Origin of the sequence: Weissella ceti (assembly GCF_018394055.1) — a bacterium.
Classification (GTDB): domain Bacteria; phylum Bacillota; class Bacilli; order Lactobacillales; family Lactobacillaceae; genus Weissella; species Weissella ceti.
This window is the reverse complement of the sequence record NZ_CP074441.1, coordinates 351,137-373,650: the sequence shown is the minus strand read 5'-3', so window position 1 is coordinate 373,650 and position 22,514 is coordinate 351,137. Positions and strand designations below refer to the sequence as shown.

General features: G+C 42.6%; 21 protein-coding genes. All 21 read right to left on the bottom strand.

Annotation, left to right across the window (positions count from 1 at the left end; genetic code table 11):
- Positions 1-7 precede the first annotated feature (7 nt).
- The 21 genes from smc to KHQ31_RS01795 all read right to left on the bottom strand — a co-directional run bounded on the left by smc (position 8) and on the right by KHQ31_RS01795 (position 22,513).
- Positions 8-3,556: a chromosome segregation protein SMC gene (gene smc, locus KHQ31_RS01895; RefSeq protein ID WP_213409312.1), complete on the bottom strand. Its 3,549-nt coding sequence runs from the start codon at positions 3,554-3,556 to the stop codon at positions 8-10.
- A 27-nt stretch (positions 3,557-3,583) separates the two neighbouring features.
- A complete protein-coding gene (rnc, locus tag KHQ31_RS01890) occupies positions 3,584-4,285 on the bottom strand; it encodes a ribonuclease III (protein ID WP_213409311.1) in 702 nt (233 codons plus the stop codon).
- Positions 4,286-4,469: 184 nt separating this feature from the next.
- Positions 4,470-4,706: an acyl carrier protein gene (locus tag KHQ31_RS01885; RefSeq protein WP_213409310.1), complete on the bottom strand. Its 237-nt coding sequence runs from the start codon at positions 4,704-4,706 to the stop codon at positions 4,470-4,472.
- Positions 4,707-4,722: 16 nt separating this feature from the next.
- A complete protein-coding gene (gene plsX / locus KHQ31_RS01880; protein ID WP_213409309.1) occupies positions 4,723-5,769 on the bottom strand; it encodes a phosphate acyltransferase PlsX in 1,047 nt (348 codons plus the stop codon).
- A gap of 78 nt (positions 5,770-5,847) precedes the next feature.
- On the bottom strand, positions 5,848-7,884 hold the full coding sequence (recG, locus tag KHQ31_RS01875) for an ATP-dependent DNA helicase RecG (RefSeq protein WP_213409308.1): 2,037 nt from the start codon (positions 7,882-7,884) through the stop codon (positions 5,848-5,850).
- A gap of 60 nt (positions 7,885-7,944) precedes the next feature.
- On the bottom strand, positions 7,945-9,618 hold the full coding sequence (locus KHQ31_RS01870) for a DAK2 domain-containing protein (protein ID WP_213409307.1): 1,674 nt from the start codon (positions 9,616-9,618) through the stop codon (positions 7,945-7,947).
- A gap of 26 nt (positions 9,619-9,644) precedes the next feature.
- A complete protein-coding gene (locus KHQ31_RS01865; RefSeq protein WP_213409306.1) occupies positions 9,645-10,007 on the bottom strand; it encodes an Asp23/Gls24 family envelope stress response protein in 363 nt (120 codons plus the stop codon).
- A gap of 151 nt (positions 10,008-10,158) precedes the next feature.
- On the bottom strand, positions 10,159-10,359 hold the full coding sequence (rpmB, locus tag KHQ31_RS01860) for a 50S ribosomal protein L28 (RefSeq protein ID WP_009495880.1): 201 nt from the start codon (positions 10,357-10,359) through the stop codon (positions 10,159-10,161).
- A gap of 134 nt (positions 10,360-10,493) precedes the next feature.
- Positions 10,494-11,135, bottom strand: coding sequence for a thiamine diphosphokinase (locus tag KHQ31_RS01855; protein WP_213409305.1), 642 nt, complete (start codon positions 11,133-11,135; stop codon positions 10,494-10,496).
- Positions 11,135-11,794, bottom strand: coding sequence for a ribulose-phosphate 3-epimerase (gene rpe, locus KHQ31_RS01850; protein ID WP_213409304.1), 660 nt, complete (start codon positions 11,792-11,794; stop codon positions 11,135-11,137). Before rpe ends, KHQ31_RS01855 begins: the two co-directional genes overlap by 1 nt.
- A gap of 26 nt (positions 11,795-11,820) precedes the next feature.
- Complete coding sequence (rsgA, locus tag KHQ31_RS01845; protein WP_213409303.1) at positions 11,821-12,735, bottom strand: ribosome small subunit-dependent GTPase A; 915 nt, start codon at positions 12,733-12,735, stop codon at positions 11,821-11,823.
- An 18-nt stretch (positions 12,736-12,753) separates the two neighbouring features.
- A complete protein-coding gene (gene pknB / locus KHQ31_RS01840) occupies positions 12,754-14,466 on the bottom strand; it encodes a Stk1 family PASTA domain-containing Ser/Thr kinase (RefSeq protein ID WP_213409302.1) in 1,713 nt (570 codons plus the stop codon).
- Positions 14,466-15,206 carry a Stp1/IreP family PP2C-type Ser/Thr phosphatase gene (locus tag KHQ31_RS01835; RefSeq protein ID WP_213409301.1) on the bottom strand — a complete coding sequence of 247 codons (741 nt, stop codon included), beginning with the start codon at positions 15,204-15,206 and terminating at the stop codon, positions 14,466-14,468. The genes pknB and KHQ31_RS01835 overlap by 1 nt, the downstream gene beginning before the upstream one ends.
- A gap of 46 nt (positions 15,207-15,252) precedes the next feature.
- Positions 15,253-16,650, bottom strand: coding sequence for a 16S rRNA (cytosine(967)-C(5))-methyltransferase RsmB (gene rsmB, locus KHQ31_RS01830; protein ID WP_213409300.1), 1,398 nt, complete (start codon positions 16,648-16,650; stop codon positions 15,253-15,255).
- A complete protein-coding gene (gene fmt, locus KHQ31_RS01825) occupies positions 16,634-17,596 on the bottom strand; it encodes a methionyl-tRNA formyltransferase (protein ID WP_213409299.1) in 963 nt (320 codons plus the stop codon). Before fmt ends, rsmB begins: the two co-directional genes overlap by 17 nt.
- A 19-nt stretch (positions 17,597-17,615) precedes the next feature.
- Positions 17,616-20,036, bottom strand: a complete 2,421-nt coding sequence (priA, locus tag KHQ31_RS01820; RefSeq protein WP_213409298.1) for a primosomal protein N' — start codon at positions 20,034-20,036, stop codon at positions 17,616-17,618.
- Between the two features lie 118 nt (positions 20,037-20,154).
- On the bottom strand, positions 20,155-21,147 hold the full coding sequence (locus tag KHQ31_RS01815; RefSeq protein ID WP_213409297.1) for a class I SAM-dependent methyltransferase: 993 nt from the start codon (positions 21,145-21,147) through the stop codon (positions 20,155-20,157).
- An 88-nt stretch (positions 21,148-21,235) separates the two neighbouring features.
- Positions 21,236-21,388, bottom strand: coding sequence for a hypothetical protein (locus tag KHQ31_RS01810; RefSeq protein WP_213409296.1), 153 nt, complete (start codon positions 21,386-21,388; stop codon positions 21,236-21,238).
- Between the two features lie 6 nt (positions 21,389-21,394).
- Complete coding sequence (locus KHQ31_RS01805) at positions 21,395-21,826, bottom strand: hypothetical protein (RefSeq protein WP_213409295.1); 432 nt, start codon at positions 21,824-21,826, stop codon at positions 21,395-21,397.
- A 65-nt stretch (positions 21,827-21,891) separates the two neighbouring features.
- The gene (locus KHQ31_RS01800; RefSeq protein ID WP_213409294.1) at positions 21,892-22,158 is read right to left on the bottom strand and encodes a hypothetical protein; all 267 of its coding nucleotides are present in this window, start codon (positions 22,156-22,158) and stop codon (positions 21,892-21,894) included.
- Positions 22,148-22,513 (bottom strand): hypothetical protein, encoded by a 366-nt coding sequence (locus tag KHQ31_RS01795; RefSeq protein ID WP_213409293.1) that lies wholly within the window; start codon positions 22,511-22,513, stop codon positions 22,148-22,150. Before KHQ31_RS01795 ends, KHQ31_RS01800 begins: the two co-directional genes overlap by 11 nt.
- Between the last annotated feature and the right edge of the window lies 1 nt (position 22,514).

The following is a 22,514-nucleotide window of genomic DNA, read 5'->3' as shown; positions in this document are numbered from 1 at the left end:
CTCTTCTCTAATTATTTTGTGTGGCTACATCTGTTAAATCAACAGATACCATCGTTGAGACTCCTGGCTCTTGCATCGTTACCCCATATAGGACATCGGCATTCGTCATGGTTCCCTTACGGTGTGTAATCACAATAAATTGTGTATTGTCATTCACTTCATGCAAGTATTCCGCAAATCGATCAACGTTCGCTTCATCCAAGGCAGCTTCCGTTTCGTCTAACACCGCGAATGGTACTGGACGGACAGCTAAGATCGCAAACAACAAACTGATTGCCGTTAGGGCTTTTTCTCCACCTGATAACAAACTCATTTGTTGGAATTTCTTCCCCGGCGGTTGGGCTTTAATATCTACGCCTGTTGTTAGGAGGTTATCTGGATCAGTCAAAATCAATTTGGCTTGCCCACCTCCGAACATCTTCACGTAAATAGACTCAAAGGCCGCTGCGATAGCATGGAATGTTTCTGCGAAACGACGTTCCACTTCTTGATCCATTTCATCCATCGTTTGTTGCAAGTTACCACGTGCTGAAATCAAATCATCTTTTTGTTGTTGCAAGAAGTCATGACGTGATTTCACTTCTTCATATTCTTGAATCGCACCAATATTAACATCCCCAATATCAGCTAAACCACGCTTGATTAACTTCAATTCTTGTTGAATTTCAGGTAAAGCCTTATCAGTAACTGATGTACCCACCACTTGATCAAATGTTAGTTCGTAGTTATCCAACAATTCTTGTTGGGCTAATTCAAATTGGGTTGTACGCTGTGTCAACTTAACTTGCAGGGCATTCTCATCCCCTTGTTGTTGTTGCAATTGATGCTGCATACGTTGCAAGGTGATTTGCAGCTCACTACCTAATTGCTTACTTGCAACTAAACTTGCTTCCGTTGTTTCTTGCTCTTGCAGTAATTGTGTACGGCGTTCTTGCGCTGCTTGTAACTCTTGCGCAATACGTGCTTCAACGTCTGCTTGATTAGCCGTCAAATCTGCTAATTGTTGGGCTGTATTGGCCTGCATGTCTAGCAACTTCGCTTCTTGACGTTCAAAATCATTCAACCGATCTTGTTGCGCAGCCAGATTAGCCTTCGCAGTCGCTATCGTTGTCTGCATGGTCGCAATCGCTTCATCAACTGATTCAACATCACGTTCAGCTTGTTGACGTTGCTCTTGCAGGTTATCCAATTTAGCTTGCAAGTCGTCTTGTTCTTGCGTGTACTTCGCAATGTTATCCAGATTAGATGCTAGATCCGCATCTTCTGTCGTCGCTTGAATTTGTCGCAATTCATAATTAACGGCTGTTAATTCTTTTTCTAATTGCGCTAAACGTTCTGCCCCAACTTGCAAGTTCGTCGCACATTGTTGTGCTTGTTCATGCATCGTCATGACATTACTTTGCGCAGCTTGGTACGTTTCCGCCGCTTCATTCAATTTTACTTCCGCTACACGCACTGCTTCTTCTAGTTCTTGCACAACTAGCTTTTGCTTTTCTAATTCAGCAAGTAGCTTGTCAGCTTCACTTTGTTGGGCTAGTAGACCGTTACCGTTTTGCCTATTCGCTCCACCAGTCATTGATCCACCAGGGTTCATGACTTGACCATCTAACGTGACAATACGGACACGTTGTTGCAAAGCACGACTCGCAACAACCGCATGGTCCATGGTGTCCATAATGATAGTTGTCCCTAGCAAATTCTCCATGATTTTAGCATAGGTTTCTTCAGTCTTTACTAAATCTGATCCAATGCCAATAAATCCTGCTTGGTTTTTCGCTGTCGCAATTTGATCTGGACGCAGTTGACGACCTTGCATCGTTTCAACTGGCAGCAAGGTGACACGTCCAAAACGATGTTGTGTCATGTAGCGAATCACATCTTTAGCTGTCTGCGTTGTATCAACGATGATTTGTTGCAAGGCATTGCCTAGGGCTGTTTCAATTGCGACTTGGTTTTCGTGCGCCACTGACATCATTTCTGCCACGACACCATGAATTCCCGTAAAGTTTTCACGTTGTTGCATCAAACGCTTAACCCCTTGGTAGTAACCGTCATAGTTTTCAGTCAAACGAACTAATGATTCATGACGTGATTCTAAACGTTGTTGCACATTCAAGCCTTCATACCATTGCTTACGTGTTTCTTGGTATGTATCTTGTAGCTTTTTACCAGTAGCCTTCATATCGTCCAAACTACTTTGCACACCAGCTAATTCAGCTTGTGCTGCTTCTTCAGCGGCAATACATTCGTTTTGCGTCATTTGGGCATTTTGCGCTTGGGCTTGGAGTGTTTCTTGGCGATGAATCAGACGATCACTTTGCGCCCCTTGACGTTGGTTTTCTTGCGTTAAATGTTGTTGCTGGTTTTTAGCAGTTGCCAACGCCTGCAATGTTTCAACCAAATCACTGCGTACTGCTTCAATTTGATGATTCAATTGTGCGACTTTTTGTTGCGGGTGTGAAACGCGCAGGTCATTCAAAGAAGCACTTAGCATGTTAATTTCATCATTGGTCGCATTCATCTGTTCGACTAATGCTGCCATTGAATTAGCCAAGTTAGCCAAATCTTCCGTATCATTCGCTGACTTAGCTTCTAATTCTTGACGTACTTGTTCACGATTAGCTTGACGTTCGGCTTGGAGATTCAAGTCACCACTCAAACGTTCAACTTGTGCTGTACATGCCAACAAAGCTTGTTGCAATTCAGCTAACTTTTCTTCTTGCGCTTCTTGTTGCGCTTGATGTTCTCGCAACTGTTGTTCAGTACTTGTAACATCTTCAGTCGCTTGTTGACGTTGTTGCGCTTGCGCTATCACACCATCTTTTAATTCTCGTAACTCTGAGTGCCAAGTATTCAATGACAACACCAGACGATCTTGATCAAGCGTTGTAAACTTCGCCTTTTGATCCACGTAATCTTGGGCGATGGCACTTTGTTCTGCCAATGGTTCAATTCGTTGAGCTAGTTCGAACAAAATATCTTCAACACGTGTCAGGCTATCCTGCACGCTATCCAATTCTTTGGTCGCCTTTTCCTTGTTCTTCTTGTACTTGTATACCCCCGCAACGTCTTCAATAATTGTTCGACGTTCTTCTGGTTTAGCACTGAAGATACTTTCAACACGTCCCTGTGAAATGATGGAGAAGCTTTCGCGTCCCAATCCAGAGTCCATGAATAGTTCTTGAACATCACGTAAACGAACTGTCGTCCCATTAATTTGATACTTTGAATCACCATTGCGATACAACGTACGTGAAATACGAATTTCATTATATTCTGATTTTAAATAACGATCGGAATTATCAAATGTAATTGAGACTTCGGCACGATTCAATGGCGAACGCTTACCACTTCCACCAAAGATAACGTCAGCCATCTTATCACCACGTAGCCCACGGGCAGATTGTTCTCCCATGACCCAACGAATGGCTTCGATAATATTTGATTTACCTGAACCGTTCGGTCCAACCACACCTGTAATTCCTGGCATAAAATCAATTTTGGTACGTTCCGCAAAAGATTTAAAACCACTAATTTCTAAGTTTTTAAGTTTCATGATTTCCCTAACGCTAACGACTAATAATTATGCCTCTTGACTCAGACGTTGGTATGCTTGACGTGCCGCATCTTTTTCCGCAGCCTTAGTAGACTTACCTTGTCCTGTACCTAATTCCTTGTCATCCAATGTCACTGATACTGTAAACAATTGATTATTGTTTTCAATTCGTTCTTCCGCAATCTTTGTGTACTTAATGACCACCGCACCTTGTTTTTGCAAAAGTTCTTGTAGCTTTGACTTGTAGTCCACAAATTGTTCGTAGAATCCTTCGTCAATTTTAGCAAACATAATCTTTTCCAAGAATGCCATCACTGTATCAGAACCTTGGTCCAAGTAAAGAGCACCAATGAATGCTTCCCAGATATCTTCTAACAATGAATCTCTTGAACGCGCACCTGACATTTCTTCACCACGGCCCAGACGAATGTATTCATCAAGATGTAGCTCACGTGACAAAATTGCAAATGATCGTGTTTGAACCATTGAGATTCGCAACTCTGTCAAGCGACCTTCATCCCATTCAGGGTAACGCTTAAATAGATAAACAGCTGTGGATTGTTGCATCACAGCATCGCCTAAAAATTCTAAACGTTGGTAATCTTTTCCCAAGTATTCTGGGTGCTCGTTAATATAGTTTGCTTGTGTAAATGCCTCTTCTAGTAACGCCTCATTCTTAAAGTGAATATCATACTTTGTTGCTAAGTCTGCTTGTAATGCATCAAACATCTAAACTACCCCCATTTTCAATTTATAGATACCTTTAATTATATCAGAAATCAGCATTAGATTACGGGATTCACTAAAAATACCACCATTAAAAACCCCCTTTATTTTTCATTTACTTGGGGATGCTTTGATGATCTTGGCGCACAAAAAAAGACACGACCAAATGGTCATGTCTTTTTAATCATTACTTGCTAGCAATGTAGTTAACGATATCGTCAACAGTCTTTAGTGTTGCGGCATCGTCATCAGAAATTTCAGCATCAAATTCATCTTCCATTTCCAAAACCAATTCAACAAAGTCAATTGAATCAGCATCAACGTCAACCATCAAGTCCATTGATCCTTGAATGCTGTCTGCATCCAATTCAAAATGATCTGCAATCAAACCAGCAACTTTTGTAAAAATTTCTTCGCGACTCATGTGTGAGACTCCTTAATTATTTTTCTTCAGTATCAGGACGGGCAGCCAATTCATCAGCGTGATCCGTCACAAAACGTTGAATCTTTCCAGTCAAATCAACATCCAACATTGTGTGGATTTGCTTGATTGTGTTCATAACTTCTTGCCCAGAAGCAGAACCGTGGGTCTTCACAACCGGTTGGTTTGTTCCAATCACCACAGCACCACCATATTCAGAATAATCCAAACGAGCAGCTACACGCTTTAGACCAGGCTTCAACAAAGCGCCACCAATCTTTTCACGCAAACCGGCATCCATGATTGTGCTCTTTAGCACACGCAACATTGTCTTCGCTGTTCCTTCAATGGCCTTCAAGGTTGCATTACCTGAGAAGCCATCAGCCACAACAACATCCGCAGCCCCTTGCAATAGATCACGTGATTCAACGTTACCAATAAAGTTTAGGTAGCCAGCTTCACCACCGTGGGCTAGTAAGACGTGTGCTTCCTTGTGCAATGAATCACCCTTATCCGCTTCACTTCCGTTGTTCAAAAGTCCCACACGTGGGTTTTCGAAGTTCAAGATTTCACGCGCATAGAATGAGCCTAAGATACCGTATTGGTAAAGGTGCGTTGCCTTATTTTCAGCATTGGCACCCACGTCCATCATTGTAAATGCTTGGTGTGGCCCATCAAAGGCAGGCAAAGTTGTCATCAAAGCTGGACGGTCAATTCCCTTCATACGTCCAACGATAAAGATTCCCGCTGCCAACAAGGCACCTGTGTTTCCAGCTGAGAACAAAGCATCCGCTTCACCAGACTTAACCGCTTGCGCAGCCAAAACCAATGAACTTTGCTTCTTCTTACGAATGGCGCGAACAGGTTCTTCAGCCATTTCGATTTTTTCTTCAGCGTGCATAATTTCAATGCGATCATTGTTTTCTAACACGGCTTCAATTTGTGCTTGATCACCGTAAAGTTGGAACGCCATATCAGGCATGGCATCGCGCGCTAGTTCTACACCAGCAACAATCTCTGCCGGAGCGTTATCGCCCCCCATTGCATCAACTGCAATTTTAAACATGTCTTTTCCTCAACCTTTTCTGCGAAATTTCAATAACTCTTTTGATTAATAACTTTAATTATATAAACTGGGCGCCCATTAGTCAAAGTTTCGATAACGAACCATGGTCTCATCGAGCAATTCAACTAGTCCTGCAATTTCTGGATCTTTATCCCAATCTGGTTGGCTAACGACAGTAATCGCTTCTTCTTGGGCCACAGACATCATTTGAATATCTTGCACTGGATCACCCACGCGGAACTCAGGCACCCCTGATTGACGCTTACCTAAGATGTCACCGGCTCCACGTAATTCTAAGTCCTTTTGGGCCAATACAAAGCCATCGGTTGTGCCAACCATCGCATCCATTCGCTCTATTCCATATTGTGTCTTTGGATCACTCACTAGGAATGTGTACGACTGCCTTGAACCACGACCAACACGCCCGCGTAATTGGTGTAATTGTGACAAACCAAAGCGATCCGCATCCAGAATAATCATGACCGATGAATTTGGTACGTCCACTCCAACTTCAATAACAGTCGTTGAAACTAAGACTTGATATTCATTAGCTTTAAAGGCCGCCATCACAGCTTCTTTTTCATCATTCGTCATTCGACCATGTAAAAGACCAACCTTATATTTGGGTGCAAATTCTGCCTGTAGTTCTTCATACATCGCTTGTGCATTTTGAACATCTAGCACTTCAGATTCTTCAATCAATGGCGTCACGACATAAGCCTGGGCGCCTTCATCTAGTTGGCCACGAACAAATTGCAGCGTTTCTTCCAATTGATGATGACGTACCCATTTCGTTTGAATTGGCTTTCGTCCTTCTGGTAGTTGGTCAATCACTGACACATCCATTTCACCATAGGCTGTAATCGCCAATGTACGTGGAATCGGTGTCGCCGTCATGGCTAATACATCTGGATTCATCCCAATTTCACGCAAAGCGGCACGTTGCTTAACCCCAAACCGATGCTGTTCATCAATAATGGCTAATCCTAAGTTATGGAAAGCCACATCTGGCTGAATTAGCGCGTGTGTTCCAATTAAAATATCAATTTCACCCGCTTCTAAATCCGCTAGAATCTGACGACGCGCTGCTGCTTTCGTTGAACCAGTCAATAGCTCCACGCGCACTTCTTGTGGATCAAAAAACTTACCAACTGTTTTAGCATGTTGTTGTGCCAAAATTTCCGTTGGCGCCATCATTGCCGCTTGCATGTTAGCTGTGATTGCAGCATACATCGCTAGTGCTGCAACAACGGTCTTACCAGACCCAACGTCACCTTGTAACAAGCGGTTCATATGTAACGGACGACGCATATCACGGAGAATCTCATTCACGACTTTCTTCTGCGCATCAGTTAGTTCAAACGGCAGCGTGGCAATAAAGGATTTCAATGTGTCGTTATTAAATAACACCGAACGCCCTTGATTGGCTTGATTCATTTGTTTAATTAACTGTAGACGCATTTGGAAGATAAAGAATTCTTCAAAACTTGCTGTGCGTTGCGCTTGTTCCAAGGTATAGGCGTCCTGTGGCTCATGCATCGTATGCACCATTGTGTAATGATCCATCAATTTAAATTGTTCACGAATGGCTTTAGGCACAAATTCCTGACGAATTAATTGATCATAACGCCCCAAGGCTTGTTGGACTAATTCTTTAATTGTTCCTGCTTTGATTTGTTTTGATGATGGATAAACGCCCTGCAGACTATCTTCCGCATCAGTGGTCATTAGTTTCATCCCGCTCAAACTTTGACGGGCCTTATCATAAGTCCCATAAACAGCTACTTCTTGGCCAATTTCTAATTGCTTGGCAATCCATGGTTGATTAAAGAAGGCCACACTAATCGTGTCCGGCGATACAGTTAAGCGAAAAGTCACACGCGCTTTCGCTCGACCGAAGCGTGCGATGACTGGTTCTGAAGTTACAACACCTTTAAACGTAATTTTTTCACCGTTTTGTGTTTCGGCGGGTGTTTTCTCACTTAAGTCTGTGTAGCGCTTCGGATAATAACTCAACAAATCAGCAATTGTATAGATTTCTAACGCATTTAACGCTTGTTCACGTTTGGGTCCCACACCACTCAGTTCAGCAACTGAGTCCATTAAACTCATCATATACTCACCTACTTTACAAAAAAAGAGCTAGCCAAGGCTAACTCTTTACATTTTTTAGCTTTATTCAACTGACATCAAAATTGGGTAAAGTGGTTGTCCACCTTCGTATGTTTCAACTTCCAATTCTTCATCAACTTCAACGGCGTAATCTTCAAGTTCTTGCGCCTTTTCTAGGCTTGATTCTTCACCGTAGTAAATCGTTACTAGTTCTGAATCTTCGTCTAGCATTTCAGCCATCAATTGCTTTGCGGCTTCCATGATGTCTGCATCTGGAACAGCAACAATGATCTTACCGTCTAGCAATCCAATGGCATCACCTGTGTGGATTTCCAAACCGTTCAACGTTGTGTCACGAACAGAAGTTGTCACAGCACCTGATTGGATGTCTGTTAGAGTCCCTGTCATAGCCGTAACAGTTGTTTCTAGTTCACCTTCAGGGTTGTAACCAACAACCATTGATGTCAATCCTTGTTGCACTGTACGTGTACGTACAACAGCTGTCGGGATATCAGTCAATTCAACTGCTTGATCAGCAGCCATAAAGATATTGCTATCGTTAGGCAAGATGATCGCACGCTTGGCACCAGTCGCGTTAACGGCCTTAACCAAGTCTTGCGTTGATGGGGCACTTGAACCATCAAGCACAACAGTTGCACCAGCTGCCGTAAACAAGTCGTTAAATCCTGCTCCACTAGCAATTGTAACAATCGCTAGATCAACAGCTTCCTTCTTGTCATGTGCATTGGCCTTCTTAGCTTGTCCACCAGTTGCGTCAACTTGTTGTTCACGCATGTTGTCGACCTTAACCTTTTGCAAGTCCCCAAATTCAGTTCCCCATGAGATAACAGCTCCTGGGTTTTCAGTGTGAACGTGAACCTTAACGACATCATCATCGTTGATAACCAACAATGAGTCTCCAAGGTCTGCTAGGTGAGCGTAGAATTCATCGTAGTCGAAGTCCTTAGTGTAAGTTGTTCCTTCACCAATTCCGACCATGATTTCAGTACAGTAACTGAATTCAATGTCTTCAGGGTTAATGGCAGCTTGCGCACCACCGTGAACTTCCTTCACTTGTGCATCAAGGTTTGCTGAAGCAACCTTGTATGACACTTCTTCACCTGACAATGCAGCGTAGAATGCTTGGAAAACAATTGTCAAACCTTGTCCACCTGAATCCACAACACCAACTTCTTTCAAAACTGGCAATAGATCTGGGGTTGAGGCTAGCGCCTTTTCAGCAGCTTCCAAAGTTGCATGCATCACTTCGATAACGTTATCAGTTTGGTTGGCTGAGCGGTTAGCCGCAGCAGCCCCCTCACGGATAACTGTCAAAATTGTTCCTTCAGTTGGCTTCATAACAGCCTTATACGCTGTTTCAGCACCACCCATGAAGGCGTCTGCAAGATCACGGGCTGTCAAAACTTCTTTGTCAGCAACGCTTGTTGCAAAACCACGGAAGATTTGTGACAAGATAACACCTGAGTTACCACGTGCTCCCATCAACAATCCCTTTGATGTTGCTTTCGCTAATAGGCCTACTGTTGTACCAGTTTCTGATTCTTCGTATTCAGCACCGATAGCCATTGAAAGCATCATGTTAGTTCCTGTGTCACCATCCGGCACAGGGAACACATTTAATTCATTAATTTTTTCAGCATTTTCCTGCAACGCACCGGCTGCAGCTTTAATCATCTTACTGAATTCAACATCAGTAATATTCGTCAAAACTTCCACGATTTAAACTCCTTATGGTGTTGGCATTAATCTTCTAACATGCGCACACCTTGCACAATAACATTAACTTCATCTGCAATAATGCCAAGCATCACGTTTAAATCATTCTTGACACGTGCTTGTACACTCTTTGAAATTTCAGAAATTTTCATCCCATAGCCAGTGATGATGTAAACATCAACGGCGACCCCATTTGTATTTTGGCGCACAACAACACCCTTGGCGAAGTTGTCCCCATTCAAAATTTGGTTGAAGCCATCACGCAAAGGGTTTTGGCTGGCCATTCCAATAACACCATAGTTATCTGTTGCAGCCGCTCCCACAATCGTTGCGATGACATCATTTTCAATTTCAATCGTTCCTTGACTCATTTGAATTTTAACTGCCATGTTTAATGACCTCCATTTAGACTATAGTCTATTTTATCACATCCTTAAATCGGACGTAAAACAATGTCACGAGATTACCGGAACTTTTCGGTGAAATAAGACTTTTACCCTATAAAAAGAAAAAAGCTACCAAAATTGGTAGCTTTATCTATTAAACACGTTCGATTGAACCGTTCTTCAATCCAGCCTTCAAAGTACGAGCTGACAAGTAAACCTTCTTTGGTGCAGAACCGTTAATCTTAACGGTTACCTTTTGCAAATTTGGCTTCCAGCTACGACGACTTGAGTTAAGGGCGTGTGAACGTTGGTTACCAAAGCGAGTACGCTTTCCAGTAATTGCATCAACTGCCATAAGTTAACCCCTCCTATCTTAAGCTCTTAAATTTCTACATTCAGTGCTTTTATTTACTTGAATAATAATATCAAACCAATCACCCTTGTGCAAGGGTTTTGTGTAAAGTATTTTTACTTTACAGGAAACTTCTTTTAATCACGGCTTTGAATCACCGCAACCACGCCAGTTTTAAAGCTAAAATGATTAATTGGAGCCGTAAATTCATTTGAAGACCAGGCATATGGATTGCCTGACCAACGCAATGGATACTTCTCATCAATTAAGTTTAACTCTTCAACTGGCGTCAAGGGCATGAAACAAACATACTTCATTCCTGGCGTTTTAGCAATAGCATGCTCACCAGGTAAGTAGAAACGGATGTCATTTTGTCGATCAATTAACCGCACTTTAGGTGCAATATCATGAAATTCAGGCGTTGCAAAGACAAACAAATTTGATAACAATTGATCAATTCGTCCACCAGTTGCACCATAGATTTCAATTTCATCCGGTTGGTACATTGCATCTACTTCACGTACTAAACGTTCCGTATCTGTATAGTCCTTTTCCGGATTTGAACGAAATACATCTTGAATTTGTGGCAAAACAACTGCCGCCTCTGCTTCTGTTAATGAATCAAAGTCACCGACAGCCATAATTGGCTGATGCCCCAATTCCAACAGACGTAAGGCACCACGGTCTGCGCCTGCCCAAGGACCTTCTAAACGCCCCTGAGCAAGTTCAGCTGGCCATTCTGTGGTTGGGCCACCTGCTAACAGACGAATGCGTTGCATTAGTTAGCCGTAACTTCCTTCAAACGTGCAATCTTGGCTGCAGGGTCTACCTTATCGTAAACGTATGATCCAGCAACAGCAACAGTTGCACCAGCATCGTAAACTAGCTTAGCACTTTCATCGTTAATTCCACCATCAACTTGAATGTCGAAGTCGTATCCGCCTTCAACCTTCATTTCGTGCAAACGAGCAATCTTTGCAACTGAAGATGGCAAGAACTTTTGTCCACCAAATCCTGGGTTAACAGTCATGATCAATACTTGATCAACCATATCCAAAACAGGGGCCAACAATTCAACAGAAGTTCCAGGGTTGATAACAACTTCGGCCTTCAATCCACGGTTCTTGATTTGTTGTAGCACACGGTGAATGTGTTGTGTGGCTTCGTAGTGTACACCGATAATATCGGCACCAGCATCAGCAAAGACATCTACGTAACGTCCAGGTTCTTCAACCATCAAGTGAACGTCCAATTCAATGTTTGCGAATTCCTTCAATCCCTTAACCCAGTTTGGACCAAATGAGATTGATGGGACAAACATACCATCCATAACGTCGATGTGTAGCATTTCTGCACCAGCTTGTTCAACTAGTTCAACGTCCTTTTGCAAGTTCATGTAATCTGCTGACAAAATTGATGGAGCAACCTTAATAGCCATAATTTCTACCTCTTTCAGAATAAAAGTTAATGTTTCTTATCGTGTTTATTATAAACCGGACGACGGCCTTCAATCAAATCATAAAATTCTGTGTAATTCTTATAACGTGAAGGCATAATCTCGCCAGCTTCTAATGCTTCTTTGACCGCACAGGCTGGTTCATTCAAATGAACACAACCACGGTACTTACAGTTTGGGCTCAAGCGGTTAAATTCTCGGAAATAGTGCGTCAAATCGCGCGCATCCATATCAAAGACTTCAAACGCTGAGAATCCAGGGGTGTCGGCCACTAGACCGTCAAACATTTCAATCAAACCAACTTGACGAGTTGTGTGCTTTCCACGCATCAATGCTTCAGACACTTCGCCAGTTTCTAGTTCTAGACCTGGTACCAAGTGGTTCAACAATGTACTCTTTCCAGCCCCTGTTTGTCCCATCAAGACCGTTAGTTGACCTGGCATGCGTTCTTTTACTTCCGCCAGACTTGCTTCATCAAATGAACTGTCGGGCAAAATTGCGTCATAACCAGCCGCGCGGTACCCATCAATAATTTCCGATAGTTCCGCAAATTCTTCTGGTGACAACAAATCAGTTTTAGAGATATAAATCACTGGTTCGATGTCTTTTTCTTCCAAAGCAACCAATTGACGATCCAACAGATTTGTTGAGAATTCAGGTATTTTAACTGAGGTTACAACGAATGCTTGATCGACATTTGAAACAGGTGGACGAACTAAGCTGTTACGACGTTCATCAATGCTTAGAATGTATCCATCTTGGGGTGGTTCTACTGAAAATTCAACAAAATCACCAACCATTGGCTTAATATCACGCTTACGGAAGTTTCCACGTGCACGTGTACGAATCAATTGACCATCATCAGTCATGACATCATAGAAGCCAGCTAATGATAATTGAATTTGTCCATGATAATTTGGCATATGTTCCTCCTTCTTTAATTAGTCTTTGTTTGTTTCTGCTTTTTTATTGGGTTTGTCTGTTTCTGTGGGTGTGTCTACATCAGACTTGTCATCGGAATCGTCTTCTTTAGTGGCCTTAGATTCAGACTTTGATTCAGATTTCTTACTACTCTTTGATTCAGATGATTCCTTCGATTCACTATCAGAATCGGCCTTAGGCAAGGTTGGTGCCACGGGCATCGGACCACTAGATACCACAAACGTTACATTGGTATCGGCTGGAATCACTTTAGCATCTGGTTGGATACTTTGACTAATGATATAACCACTCGGGTATACATCACTGTACAAATAATCGTGATCAATCAAATAACCTTTGCGTTTCAAATCTTCTGATACATCGGAATACTTCGCGTTCACATAATCCCCGAAACGGACTTGCTCAGGTCCACGAGAAATCACTAAGTCCACCTTGGCGTCCTTACGCACCTTTTTACCTGAACCCGGCGTAGAACCAATAACCATATCTTTTTCTAAAGTGGATGAATATTCTTGCGTCACATCCCCCAAATCAAGGTTACTATCTGCCAACGTTTGCTTCGCTTCTGTCACACTCATGTTTTTAACATCCGGCACAGTATACATTTGTGGTTGACTAGCAACTGCAAAGCCAAAACCAGCTAAGACCAATACTAGCAAGCATGTTAACCAGATGAACCAACGTTTACCTGATTTTTTAGGTTGACGATTATTTTCGTCCACAAAGGGTGTGGCCACAGACTCAACAGCTTCTGGTACGACTTGCGTTGCGATTGTAGTTGTCATTTGTGTTGCTTGACCATTATGGTCGGCACCTGATAAGTGCAACACTTTTGTGACCGTCGCATCTTCATCAGTATGTGATGCAACCCACTTCGCTTCATTCACACGTTCTGGTGATAACACTGTTGCTAAATCTTCCGCCATTTTCGCCGCGCTCGCATAACGATCTGCCGGATGTTTGGCGGTAGCTTTCAACACCACATTTTCTAACGCTTGAGGAATACGCGGATCTTGTTCTCGTACAGATGGCATGCTTTCTGTTGTGTGCTTAACTGCAACTGCAACTGATGTTTCACCAGTGTATGGTACATCCCCAGTTAATAACTCGAATAACATGATTCCTAATGAGTAGATATCACTACGCACACTGGCTGTTTCACCACGGACCTGTTCTGGTGCCATATAGTGGACTGAACCAATCGCAGTATTTGTTTGGGTCATGCCATAGCTAGATTGCGCACGTGCAATGCCAAAATCAGTAATTTTAGCTTCGCCTTCATTTGAAACCAAAATATTTTGTGGCTTCAAATCACGGTGAATAATGCGTTGATCATGGGCAGCCTCAACTCCGATTAAAATTTGTGACATCAAATCAACAATTTTAGTCAATGGAATGGGGCTTTCAGTCAACTCATAACGCTTCAAGTCTTTACCATCCACGAATTCAGTGACCAAGTATTGGCTCCCATTTTCCTCACCATAGTCATACACTTGCGTAATGTGTTCATTCACTAATTCCGAAGACGAGCGAATTTCATTTTCAAAACGTTTTTGTACCATTGGATCATCTTTCAAATCCAAACGCATAAACTTGACAGCAACTTCACGTTCTAGAATCGTATCGTAGGCACGATAGACATTTGCCATCCCACCTTTACCAAGTCGAGAAATCACACGATAACGATCACCAATTAAATGTCCAGCATTCATTATTGATCCTCGCTTTCTTGGTGTCCTAACAGCACAGTAACATTATCTGTTCCTCCAGCTGCATTTGTTTGCAAAATTAGCTGTTCAACACTTGCTGATAGATCTGAGTTTTCTTTAATTGTGTCCATGACTGTTTCTTCTGACAAATGCTTTAACATCCCATCCGTCGTTAATAACAATAAATCATCAGGCTCTAATTCAACGCCAAACAAGTCTAAGTCCACCATGTCATCCAAACCAAGTTGGCGCGTAATCACATTACGACCTGGGTGAACCTCAACTTCTTCTTCTGTAATGGCCCCTTGCTTCAAAAGTTCTGCAGCCAAATTGTGATCTTCCGTAATTTGATGCAGTACATTTTGTCGAATCAAGTAAGCACGTGAGTCCCCAATATTTGCAATCAAAGCTGACTTTTCAAAAATGGCTGCAAGCACCATTGTTGTGGCCATGCCTTCTAAGTTTTCTGATTGTTTAGACACTTCCACAATATGATCATTGGCTTCACTTGTTTCAAGTGAAATCCATTCATGTGCTTCATTCGCACTTGAGAAATCTGTTTTTTGCCAGCGTTCGCCCAGATCCGTTACCAACATATTTGAGGCAACATCGCCACCACGACTTCCGCCAACCCCATCAGCAACGATGGCCAGTTGGGCACCAAACTGATTCATGTACACACCGACATAATCTTGATTATTTGTTCGCACGCGGCCAATATCTGTCGCATATGAAATTTTCATGATTGTTCCTTTCTGTGTAACGCGTTTATTACTAAGTTATATCGAACTATTTAGTTCGACGTAGTGTGGCAATAAAGAATCCGTCTGAACCGAAGTCATCTGGTAAAATTTGGACACTACCATCTGCTGTTCGAACATCTAAATCATTTTCCAACATAGTTGGCACAACCTCAAAATTATCATGATCAGCCAAGAAAGCATTCACAACGTCTGTGTTTTCAATTGCCAAAATGGTACAAGTTCCGTAGACGACATCGCCACCAACCTTCACCTTACGTGAAACGGCATCAAGAATCGCCAATTGAATACGTTGCAAGTTCTTGCTGTCATCAATTGACTTGTCGTAACGAATTTCAGGCTTACGACGTAGCAAACCAAATCCTGAACATGGTGCATCGACCAAGATACGGTCAAATGAACCATCTTCGAATACTTCATCAACCTTACGGGCATCCAACAAGCGGGCATCAACTTGCTTGGCAACAGCCAAACGCGCCGCATTGTCGTCAATCAAGGCAACCTTATGTTCATGAATATCAAGTGCCGTCACCTTACCACCTTGTTCTGGGTCTAAGTAAGTTGCAATTTGTGTTGTCTTTCCACCTGGCGCAGCAGCTGCATCCAAAACTTGCATGTTGGGTTCAATGGTTAGGGCTGGGGCCATCAACATAGCTGATTCGTCTTGTAACGTTACAAGACCATTCGCAAAGGCATCAGAACTAGCGACGTGACCACCAGTCAATAACAAACCAACTGGGCTAACTGCTGAGCGTTCAACTTCAAATCCTTCAGCAGTCAATGTTTCAATCGCTTCATCAGTCAATGTTTCAATCGCTTCATCAACCGTGTTCATCACTGTGTTGACACGCGCTGATTGCTTTGGCGCTTCGTTTACGCTTGTCAACAAAGCTTCTGTGCGTTCTTGACCGTAATCGTTCAAGAAGCTTTCAACCAACCATTCAGGCATTGAGTATTGTACTGATAGACGTTCTTTCAAATCAGTTAGTTCTGAGAAATCAGACAAGCCTTTACGATCAATGGCGTGTAGGACACCAGTCACAAACTTACGTAGTCCAGCGTGACCACGACGCTTAGCTAATTCAATCGCTTCATCAAAGATAGCGTGCTTAGGCACCTTATCCATGTACACCATTTGGAACATTGAAATCAACAACAATTCACGAACCCAAGGGTCCAACTTTTCTGGCTTAGCGACAAAGTCCTTCAACCAGTAAGTCAATGTTAGGCGATGTTGAATAACGCCGTACACCATGTTTGTCATGAAGGCCACATCACGGCCATCTAATTCTGACTTCTTGATGATAGCGTTCAATTGTAGGTTTGAGTAAGCCCCGTTTTGGACCTTTTCAAGGGTACGAACGGCTAGTGCACGTGCATTATTCTTTTCCCATTGTGGGATCTTACCATTACTTTGATTCGTCATGAGTGATTACAATATCTCCTTCGTTGAATGACGCATGTCCATTTAAGTATGCGGCCACGGCCATCTTTGGCTTACCAGCTGGTTGAAGTTCATCAATCGCGATGACTTGTCCATCCCCAGCAGCTAACCATAGTTCTTTTTTCGTCTTCTTAACAATTGCTCCAGCTGGCAAATCAGTTGCTTCGGCTGGCAAATGTGTCTTTTGAATCTTTGTACGCACACCATTGATGGTTGTGTGTGCAGTTGGGAATGGATTCAATCCACGCACATGATTATGCACTGATTGCGCTGATCCATTGAAGTCTAGCACTTCTTCTTCTGGCGCAATGTTTGGTGAGAAGCTCACAGCATCTGGATCTTGTGGTGTTCCGACAATATCACCTGCAATCAAGCCCGGCAAAGTCGCCAACAATGTGTCACGACCAAGTGTACTCAATTCAGCAAACATTTCACCAGTTGTCGCATTTTCAGGAATTGCAATTTCAGCTTGCGCCAAAACATCACCCGCATCCATCTTCTTCACCATGTACATAATTGATACACCAGTCTTGGCGTCCCCATTCATCACAGCGTAATGAATAGGTGCTCCACCACGATACTTAGGCAACAATGACGCATGAACATTAATTGCGGCAATCTTAGCAGATTCCAAGAAACGCGTTGGCAAGAATTGTCCATAGGCGGCTGTTACAATCAAATCCGGTTCCATGGCGATCAATTGATCTAATTCTTCTGATCCACCTAATTTCACTGGTTGGAAAACAGGGACATCACCAGCCAATGCAGCAGCCTTCACCGGTGTTGGTTGTAGCACCTTTTTACGCCCAACCGGACGATCAGGTTGTGTCACAGCCGCAATCACATCATATTCTGGTGCGGCGATAAGTGCATTCAAAATTGGCACTGAAAAATCAGGTGTACCCATGAAAATAATCTTTTGTGTCATATTGACTCCTTCTATGTTCCTATATGAAATTAACCGGATCGCGATCAATGACTAAGGTGACTTGCTCTCTTTGTAATGTTTGGCCTTTTTGCATTAATTCCGTCAAGGCGTGGAACAGATGGTCCCCGTGACGATACTTCAAGACTAAACGGTAATAATATTTATTTTTTAAACGGGCAACTGAACCAGCTGATGGGCCCAACAAAATTGTTTGCTCATCCATTTGCGGCTTTAACCATTCAGCTAATTGGTACGCAACTTTAGCCGCATGGGCTTCGTCTTGATGCCCAATTTTAATTTGCACCGTGTAATAGTACGGTGAGTAACGCCACTCACGACGTAAACTCATCTCTTGACCATAAAAACCTTCATAGTCATGTAACTGTGCGAATTGAATCGCATAGTGCTCTGGATTAAAGGTTTGAATCACAACCTCACCTAATTTATCGGCACGACCGGCACGACCGGATACTTGCGTCAATAATTGGAAAGTTCGCTCAGCGGCTCTAAAGTCAGGCAATCCTAATGTTGTATCAGCGTTTAAGACCCCCACTAACGTGACATTAGGGAAATCTAACCCCTTCGCAATCATTTGGGTTCCTAACAGAATATCAGCTTTACCCGAACCAAAGGTTTCCAGTAATGCATCACTTGCGCCTTTACGACGTGTTGTATCAGCGTCCATTCGAAGAATTCGCGCTTCTGGAAAACGTTCCTTCAATTCTTGTTCGACCTTTTCAGTCCCTGTTCCAAATGGTCGAATGCGGTTCGATCCACACGATGGACAAACCGTTGGAATCGGTTGACTGTATCCGCAGTAATGACACACTAATTGACGTTGTTGCGCATGCATGGTTAAGGCTAGATCACAATTGATACAAGAAGGCGTTTCACCACAATCACGACACGTGACGAAATTAGCAAAACCACGGCGATTCAACATCAAGACACTTTGTTCTTGATGATCAAGCCGGTGTTGAATAGCCGTTAAAAGTTCTGGTGAGAATAAATCATCCCCCGTCACTTTAATCGCCTCACGCATATCGACCACCGTCGTTGCTGGCAACGGGTTATTCATTGCGCGTTTTGTCAACGTTAGTAATTCATAAACACCCTTTTGGGCTCGTGCACGACTCTCTAATGACGGCGTCGCTGATCCCAGAACACACACCGCTTGATAAGTTTCCGCACGCTTTAATGCAACATCACGTGCATGGTAGCGTGGATTCTCATCTTGCTTATAGGTCGATTCGTGTTCTTCGTCGATAATGATTAGTCCAATGTTTTCTAATGGGGCAAATACAGCGGAACGCGCGCCCACTACAACATCAACTTCTTGACGCTCAATACGGCGCCATTCGTCAAAGCGTTCACCATCAGACAAACCACTGTGCATCACCGCAACACGTTCACCAAAGCGGCCTTTCACACGACGGACCATTTGTGGCGTCAGGGTAATTTCAGGCACCAACATTAGCGCTGTCTTTCCTTGTGCTAACGTTGCCGCAATACTCTGCAAATAAACTTCTGTTTTTCCTGAGCCAGTAATTCCTTCTAATAGGAATGTCTTGGCATCATGATTTAAACTATGCGTAATTGCTTGGTACGCCAGGTCTTGTTCTGGGTTCAATACCAATGGTTCAGTTGGCTCAATTGGACTTGTCAATTTAGGTAGTCGATATTGTTCAATCTCGGTACGCTCTAGCCAACCATTCTTTTCAGCTTTTTGAATACTGGCGTAATCAACTTCCAAATTCGCAATCACATCACGTTGTGGCACAAATACCGGTTCTGACGTCATTAAATAACGTAATAATCGGGCTTGTTTCACTGCGTTTGCCCGTAACTTCCCCAATTCATTTTCATAAAAAATGGTGTCTTGCACAGGACGTAAAGCTGTGACCAACTTGGCTTGGGCGCGATCATCAACGTAATACCCAAATTGGATCAATTGTTTCTTTTGTAGACGTTGCAACAAGGGCCAAAGTTCTGGGTCGACTTCATCCGCATCAAATGGGATTTCATAACGATCCACAAACAAATCGGCAATCTCAGGATAATCAGTTAATTCAACGCCTTCTATTAACTGCAATGTCTTAGAATACTTCGCGCGCATAACATTAGGTAGCATCGCTTGAAAGACATTAATCTGAAAAGAAAATGTCTCTTTAGCAATCCATTCACCTAATTGCAACAATTCAGCATTTAATACTGGTGCTAAATCCAGCACCTCATCAATTTCTTTTATTTTGTTAGTCATGTCGGTTTCGATGATGCCCGTTTGCACCACGAAGCCTTGGACACGGCGGTTACCTTTTCCAAAAGGAACGATAACACGCATACCTGGTTCTACCATTTCCGCCAAATGTGTTGGAATTTGATAGGTATAAGGTTGATTAGTTTGCATGGTTGGTACATCAACTACAATCTTAGCTTGCATACAATTAATCCTCCTTTTTCGGTACACTTTACTATTATACCAAAAAACTACTCGAAACGAAAAAAAAGGGATAACAATATGCTTGTTATCCCTTAATTATCAACTGTTTACGGTTCTTTTAGGCTTGAATGTTGTTTTCAATCATCCAAGTTTGTAGTTGCTTCACGAAATCACGAATTCCAGCTAAGTCACGCATTTCAGGCGCAAGCCCTAGCATGGCTGGGGATGCTTGTTGCGTCCCTTGGCCAGCCTTTTGCAACATCAAGATACTCTTAGCTTGCTTTGCGTCAGTGAACAACTTTTCAGGTAATTGCACCATTCCTTGGAAGTGAACTGATTCGTCCGCAAAGTACTTCAATAAGTCTTTACTTTCTAGCGCATTAACAGGTACTAGGAATAGTCCTAATCCACCTACACGTAGTTGGCGCATAGCTTGTTCAATCAATACTTGGTGCACCAATGAACGCCCTTCAGTCGCCTTTGTGACAAAATCATCAGCTACTTCACCTGGGTAGTAGCCAACTGGCAAGTCCCCAATAATCATTTGTTGATTTGGTGCTGACACAGTCATCGCATCTGCATGGGTCAAATTCCAATCCATCTCAGTTAATGCTGCCACACCACTCGCAATGGTGATCATTGTGTCATCGTTTTCAATCCCACTGGCGATAACTTCTTTATCTTTTTGTTGCAAGCTCAATGCAACAGTTGCCAATAAGTTTCCTGTCCCCACGGTTACATCCATGATTTGGGCTGTTTCTTGCTTAGCAAAGTATGTTTCTGCTAAGACAGTAAACCACAAACCAATTGCATCAGGTGTGACTTGGTAGTTGGCAGGCAATCCATCAGCACGCATTGTCGCAACCAATTGTAATTGCAAGACTTGACGACGTTGTTCTGCATTTAAGTCAAAGAAACCACTTTCGTTCAATGCGTCTTGAATTTTTATTTGCACATCTTCTGGCAAGTCAGTAAACCAGATGTCAGGTTGTCCCAACAATAGTTCATAGACACCAATATGTGCTTCAATTGCAGGGCCTTCTACAACTTCCCCAATCATTTCTTGTACTTTTTGTAGTTGCTTGATTGTTTTTTCGATTGCTTCAAACATAGCATCACCCTCTTTAGTCAGTATAGTTACTTCCATTGTAACAATTTTCTGGCATGACTCAATGCCTAATCATTAAGTGCGGACACAATTATAGTCGTTTTTCTAAGCTTTGCCGTTGTTCACGAATACTTAATAAAGCATGATGCTTCATTGGTAAAACACCCAATGTATAAATGACAATTAAAGCGCTCAATCCCAGACTTGTGATGAGAATAAACCCACGCCGCTTTGTCGTGATCATAATTAATCACCTCCATATATTGAATTGTCCACTTTCACAGACACCATCTTCGAATTCAACTTTGATGTATAAAGCGATATGATCTTTAACCGTAAAATAGACAGTCTTAACATTCGTCGCGAGAACATAATACCCAGCACCCTTTTTTTGATAGATTAATCGATTACCATGTAATTTGATATCACAACGTTCATGCTTCGCATTATCAAATCGTATTGCTTCCCCAGTTGTAGTCCCAATCCGCGTCATATTTTTACCCAACGTTGCAATCCGATCTACTAAATCTTGTACCTCCCGTTTTCGTGCCTGACGGGTCAATTGTTGCACATCTTGTCGGAGATACGCCAGCATATGTGTACTTAACGATATGATGCCTCCAAATACCAACAAGGCGACTATTAACTCAAGTAAAATACTTCCTCGTCTTAATTTTTGCATCGATGCTTAGCCTAGCCTTCATCAGGATTAATTTGCCTCACTCCCCATACACACTACGTGATATCTTAATCTACACGTATTTTTGAATGCAGTATTTCACGTTTTGTGCGATAAACCTTAGTGCGTTTTTGCTGTCCTTTTTTATCTGTTTCGTTACTTTTACTGTCCAACCGCTCAAAATGGGATCTTAAACTGGCTAGTCGTGTTTCTTCTAAAATCATTTCTCGTTGACAGTTTTGCAACATCCCCATACATAATTGAATAGCCAAACAAAATACTGATAACCCTAAAATTGCTTCATACAGGATAAATCCTTGTCGTTTACTGAACATCAAAAGTACCACTCCCGACTTGAAAGGTTAGTCGCTTCTTATACTGTCCATTGGTCAAGACTATCGTCCCAGCTTGTGGCGCCTGTTTTGATATTAAGAGCCGAGTTGGACGTTCTGCTCGCCAACCGTTTGGCAGATAGCTAGGTAACCCACGATTAAGTTGCACGACATTATCGGTAATCCAAAGGTAATTTTTATGGGGATGCAATCGTTCATTGATTAACCCATGGTGTTGGATTTGTTGAATTGTTTGCTTAAATTGCTGCCATTGGAGAGCTTCAATATACGGTCCTGCCACCGGGACACATGCGCCCATTCCAGCAATAATTGCTAATGCAATCAACCATTCATGCAAA